Origin of the sequence: Pseudomonas brassicae (genome assembly GCF_010671725.1) — a bacterium.
GTDB lineage: Bacteria > Pseudomonadota > Gammaproteobacteria > Pseudomonadales > Pseudomonadaceae > Aquipseudomonas > Aquipseudomonas brassicae.
On the sequence record NZ_JAAHBU010000321.1, the window covers coordinates 1 to 4,877 of the forward strand.

The window sequence follows — 4,877 nt, forward strand, 5'->3', positions numbered from 1 at the left end:
GGGGTAAGCGCGAGCACCCGGGGCGTGACGGCGTATGTGACCCTGGAGCCGTGCGCGTTCCATGGCCGCACGCCGTCGTGCGCCCAGGCACTGATCGATGCGGGGGTGGTGCGTGTCTTTGTTGGCATGCTCGACCCGGACCCGCGCAATGCCGGTGCGGGGGTGCGCATGTTGCGTCAGGCGGGGGTCGAGGTGATCGTCGGGTTGCTCGCCGATGACGTCTCGCGGGACCTGCGCACCTACCTGATGGCCGAGGCGTAGAGGGCGGCCACCGGCATCACGCGGATTCGCGGCCCGAAGCTGGTCATGCTGGCAAAGGTGGCGTTGTGGTGCGCAATGATCTGCGCTGCCGTCAACACGCCGTTGTCGACGCTGGTATGCGCATCGCCCAGCAATACCACGTCATAGCCCAGCGACAGCGCGCGACGCACGCTGGTGTCGACACAGAAGTCGCTCTGCATGCCACACACCAGCAAGCGGGTAATGCCGCGTGCCTTGAGCAACCCTTCAAGCTCGGTCTGGTTGAACGCGTCCGGTGTCTGCTTGCGCACGCGCGGCTCGTGCGCCATGGCGTGCAGGCCTTTAGCCAACTGCCACCCAGGGCAGTCGAAACACCATGGCTCGGCGGCTTCCTCATGTTGCACGAAGATCACCGGCATGCCCTGGCTGCGCGCCCAGGCACTGGCCTGGTTGATACGTTGGATGACGGGCGCTGCCTCGAGAACGGGCGCAACGCCGGTGCACAGCGCCTGTTGTACATCAATGATCAGCAGAGCGGTGGACATGCAGTAACCTCCATTCGAGTGCCCGGGCCAAGCGCCACAGCGTAGCGGCTGTGCAAGCCTGCAGGCAATGCGGTTATGCTGCGCAACCTGCCCGTCATTACCCGGAGCCCCCGTGAGCAAGCTGACCCATCGTCCCGTACGCAGTGGCGATATCGCACTGATCTGCGCGTTTGCAACCACCGCCCAGGAGCTGTTCTATATGTTCCCCAAGGCGCAATTCCCGTTGACCACCGCGCAACTCCAGAGCGCGATCGAGCAGCGCAGCGATTCCACTGTGGTGGAGCGCGACGGCAGTGTGGTGGGGTTTGCCAATTTCTATCGCTGTGAGTTCCAGGGGGTCTGCGCGCTGGGCAATGTGGTGGTGGCGCCGTCTGCGCGCGGGCAGGGGGTGGCGCGTTATCTGGTGCAGACACTGACGGCGCTGGCGTTCGCCAGGCACCAGGCGCTGGAAGTGCAGGTGTCCTGCTTCAACGACAATACCGCAGGCTTGCTGCTGTACCCGCAACTGGGCTTTGTGCCGTTCGCCATCGTCGAGCGCCAAGGCCCGGACTTGCGTCGGGTCGCGCTGGTACAGATGCGCATGTTGCGCGCGCCCCTCTCGCCTGGCACAGCGCGCGCTTGACGGCGGATGCAGTGGGCCCTGCTCACGGTTCAGGACAATCCAGGTTTCCTTTTGTACACGAAAAGTGTTTAAGGTTTTGCCTTCCTCGGCCGACACAGAGGTGATAGCAGATAGCCAGAATGCGCAGTCCTGCAGATGGCTGACCCCCTCATTCCCGCGGATGAAGAACGTCGCAATGAAAATAAAAAACAAGCTTGTACTTGCCTTCGTGCTGGTGGCCTTCATCCCGGTCAGCCTGGTCGCGGTGATTTCCGTGTTGAACTTCCGCACCCAGGCGGTTGAACAGTTCATCGACGGCAGCACCCGTGAAATACGCCAGATCGATGGCAACATGCGGCAGTTCTTCGACGGCATTCAGCAGAACGTCGATCAAATGGCGGCCGATCCTGTATACACCACGGTCAGCAGCCTCAAGGACTACAAGGCCGCCGGTGCGGCTGCCAGCCGCTGCCGCCCGCCGCGCAAGGGGTGATCGAGGCCTTTGCGCGCTTCGGCGCCACGCACCCGTCGGCGGCGATCCTGTCGATCGGCCTGGAAGACGGCACCTACGCCAAATGGCCGGATGATCCGCAGTTGGCCAATTACGACCCGCGTGCGCGCCCGTGGTACAAGGCCGCATGGCCAGCCCGGGCAAAACCGTGCGTACCGCCGCGTACTACTACGACAAGGATGATGTGGCATTGGTCGGCACGGCCCGGGCAATGCTCGATGACGCCGGCAAGGCCAAGGGCGTGTTCGTCGTCAGCGTGTCGCTGAAGAACCTCACCGAGCTGGTCAAGAGCATCAAGCTGGGCGAAAGCGGCTACGTGATGTTGATCGAAGACGGTACGGTCCTGGTCGACCCACGGGATGCCGGGCACAGCTTCAAGCCGCTCAAGGAGCTGGGCGAACCCTATGCCAAACTCGCCGCCACCGCGCAAGGCTCCACCGAAGTGGACATCGACGGGGTGCGCTACATGGCCAACATCTGGACCTCGCCGGGCCTTGGCTGGCGCTTCGTCGGCCTGATCCAATATGACGAGGTGATGGGCGCGGCTACCCGCATGACGTACCTGGCCGCGGTCATCGTGGTGGTGCTGGCGCTGTTCTTTGCCCTGATCGGTGCGGCTTTCGCGCGCCTCATCGTCAAGCCCATCGGCCAGGTCAGCACCGGGCTGCAGTCGATTGCCCAGGGTGAGGGTGACCTGCGCCGCGACCTGGATGTGCAGGGCAAGGATGAAACCGCCGAGCTGGCCGGTTGGTTCAACAAGTTCCTGGCGGCGATCCGCCAGTTGATCCAGCGCATTGGTGCGGCATCGACCAACCTGCAGGATGCCTCGCGGGTCAACAGCGAGGTCGCCAACAACATGAACGAGGCCGCCGGGCGCCAGCGCGAGGCGGTGGAGCTGGTGTCGACCGCGTTCAACGAAATGGTCGCGACCGCCAACGAAGTGGCCCGTTCGTGCAGCAATGCCGCCAACTCCGCCGAAAGTGGTCACCGCCGCGTGGCCGAGGGCAAGCAGCAGATCGAACTGACCACCGAGAACGTCAACCGCCTGGGCAGCCGCCTGACCGAGTCGTCACAGGCGATGGTCGAGCTGGAGGAGGGCAGCCGCAGCATCAACCAGATCCTTGGCACCATCCGCGCGATTGCCGAACAGACCAACCTGCTGGCACTGAACGCGGCCATCGAGGCCGCCCGCGCGGGTGATCAGGGGCGCGGTTTTGCGGTGGTGGCCGATGAGGTCAGGGCACTGGCAAAACGCACCTCCGACTCCACGGGCGAAATCGATCAACTGCTCAATGCCCTGGGCAGCAAGACCCAGGAAGTCTCGCACAAGATGGAAAGCTGCCTGGACCTGTCACGTGCCAGCGTGTCGTCGATCGAAAGCGCGCGGGACAGCTTCGAAGGCATTCAGTTGTCGGTCAACGAAATCCGCGACCAGAACCTGCAGATTTCTGCCGCCGCCGAAGAGCAGCACAGCGTCGCCGAGGAGATCAACCGCCACATCCAGCAAATCTACGACGAGGCCCAGTTGGTCGAGAGCCTGGCGAGCTCGGCACAAAGCGACTCTGGGCGCCTGGCGCAGCTGTCGGATGAGCTGAACGGGCTGGTCGGCCGTTTCAAGTCCTGAAGGTTCGCGCAAGGGCGCGACGCCAATGATGCCATTGTGATATCATTGCTCCGCCCCGTCGAGGTCACCTCGCCGGGGTGGAGCAAGCACTCATAAAGAACACTGCCCTCCTGCACGACCTGCCTTGTCTGCACACTGACCGCGCCTGCATCGATACGGCGCGGGTTGTACTTTTGCAGCCACAAGGAACACCCCCATGCTTCTGCGCTCCATGAACATTTCCCTTCGGGCCAGCCTCAGTTTCGCGCTGATCGCCTTGCTGGCCGTGGCCCTGGGCGGCTTGTCGCTGCTGGAAATGCGTCGAATGAACGAACAGTCCAACCAGGTCGACCAGAACTGGTTGCCGTCGATTGTCGCGGTCAACAGCGTGGCGCTGACCAGTACGCAGATCCGTACCCTGACCTTGCGCCTGCTGGTGCTGCGCGACAACGCTGACGCGCAGGCCCTGGTGGCACGCGTGCAGCAGCTCGATGAGCAGCTGTTTCTGCAGGAAGGCGTGTATGCCGGCCTGATCACCTTGCCCGACGAAAAAGCCGCTTTCGAGCGCTACCTGCGGGCCAAGACGGCCTACCTCGATGACCAGCATCGCGTCATCCAATTGGTGCAGCAGGGTCACAAGGAAGAGGCCATCACGGTGGTCGACGCCGGCCCCTACCTGGCCAATGCCGACAGCATGCTCAAGGAGCTGTTGAGCATCATCCGCATGAACAACGCGGCAGGCGAGCAGGCTGCCGACCAGAACAACGCGGTGTTCCACGGGGCGATCGGGCTGGTGCTGGGCATCCTCGTGGTGGTGCTGGCGCTGACTGGCACGTTGGCATGGTTGCTCACCCGCAGCATTGTGCAGCCGTTGCGGCAGGCGCTGGCGATTGCTCAAACCATCGCCGCTGGCGACCTGTGCGAAAGCATTGTGGTCAGCGGCAAGGATGAGCCCGCGCGCTTGCTGCTGGCCCTGCAGAACATGCAGGCCAGCCTGCGCAGCACCTTACAGAAGATCGCCGGTTCGTCCAGCCAGCTGGCCTCGGCGGCCGAAGAGCTGCAGGCGGTGACCGAGGACTCCACCCGCGCGCTGCAGCAGCAGAGCGACGAGGTCGAGCAGGCTGCGACGGCGGTCAACCAGATGACCGCTGCGGTGGAGGAGGTGGCCCGCAATGCCGTGAGCACCTCTGAAGCCTCGCGCCAGACCGACGAGATCGCCCACCATGGTCGCCAACAGGTCCAGCGTACGGTCGACTCCATCAGCCAACTGACAGACGACGTGGCCACTACCAGCGGCCAGGTCGAGCACCTGGCGGGGGATGTGCGCAACATCGGCCAGGTGCTGGAGGTGATCCGCGCGATTGCCGAGCAGACCAA

General features: G+C 63.8%; 5 protein-coding genes and 1 pseudogene. 5 read left to right on the plus strand and 1 reads right to left on the minus strand.

Going from position 1 to position 4,877, the window contains the following annotated elements; all coding sequences use genetic code 11:
* Positions 1–261: pseudogene (locus G3436_RS20175) on the plus strand (riboflavin-specific deaminase); the annotation flags it as partial.
* Here G3436_RS20175 and G3436_RS20180 read toward each other — a convergent pair.
* Positions 240–785 carry a cysteine hydrolase family protein gene (locus G3436_RS20180; protein WP_163948618.1) on the minus strand — a complete coding sequence of 182 codons (546 nt, stop codon included), beginning with the start codon at positions 783–785 and terminating at the stop codon, positions 240–242. The pseudogene G3436_RS20175 and the gene G3436_RS20180 sit on opposite strands and share 22 nt — an antisense overlap.
* A 112-nt stretch (positions 786–897) precedes the next feature.
* Between G3436_RS20180 and G3436_RS20185 the strand changes: the two genes are divergently transcribed.
* The 4 genes from G3436_RS20185 to G3436_RS20195 form a co-directional block, all read left to right on the plus strand.
* Entirely contained in the window at positions 898–1,407 is a 510-nt protein-coding gene (locus G3436_RS20185; RefSeq protein ID WP_338001297.1) for a GNAT family N-acetyltransferase, read from the plus strand.
* Positions 1,408–1,582: 175 nt separating this feature from the next.
* Positions 1,583–1,879, plus strand: coding sequence for a hypothetical protein (locus G3436_RS29035; protein ID WP_420801232.1), 297 nt, complete (start codon positions 1,583–1,585; stop codon positions 1,877–1,879).
* Positions 1,880–2,024: 145 nt separating this feature from the next.
* Positions 2,025–3,521, plus strand: a complete 1,497-nt coding sequence (locus G3436_RS20190; RefSeq protein ID WP_420801233.1) for a methyl-accepting chemotaxis protein — start codon at positions 2,025–2,027, stop codon at positions 3,519–3,521.
* 196 nt (positions 3,522–3,717) lie between these two features.
* On the plus strand, positions 3,718–4,877 hold a 1,160-nt coding region (locus tag G3436_RS20195), incomplete at its 3' end, for a methyl-accepting chemotaxis protein (protein ID WP_163948623.1).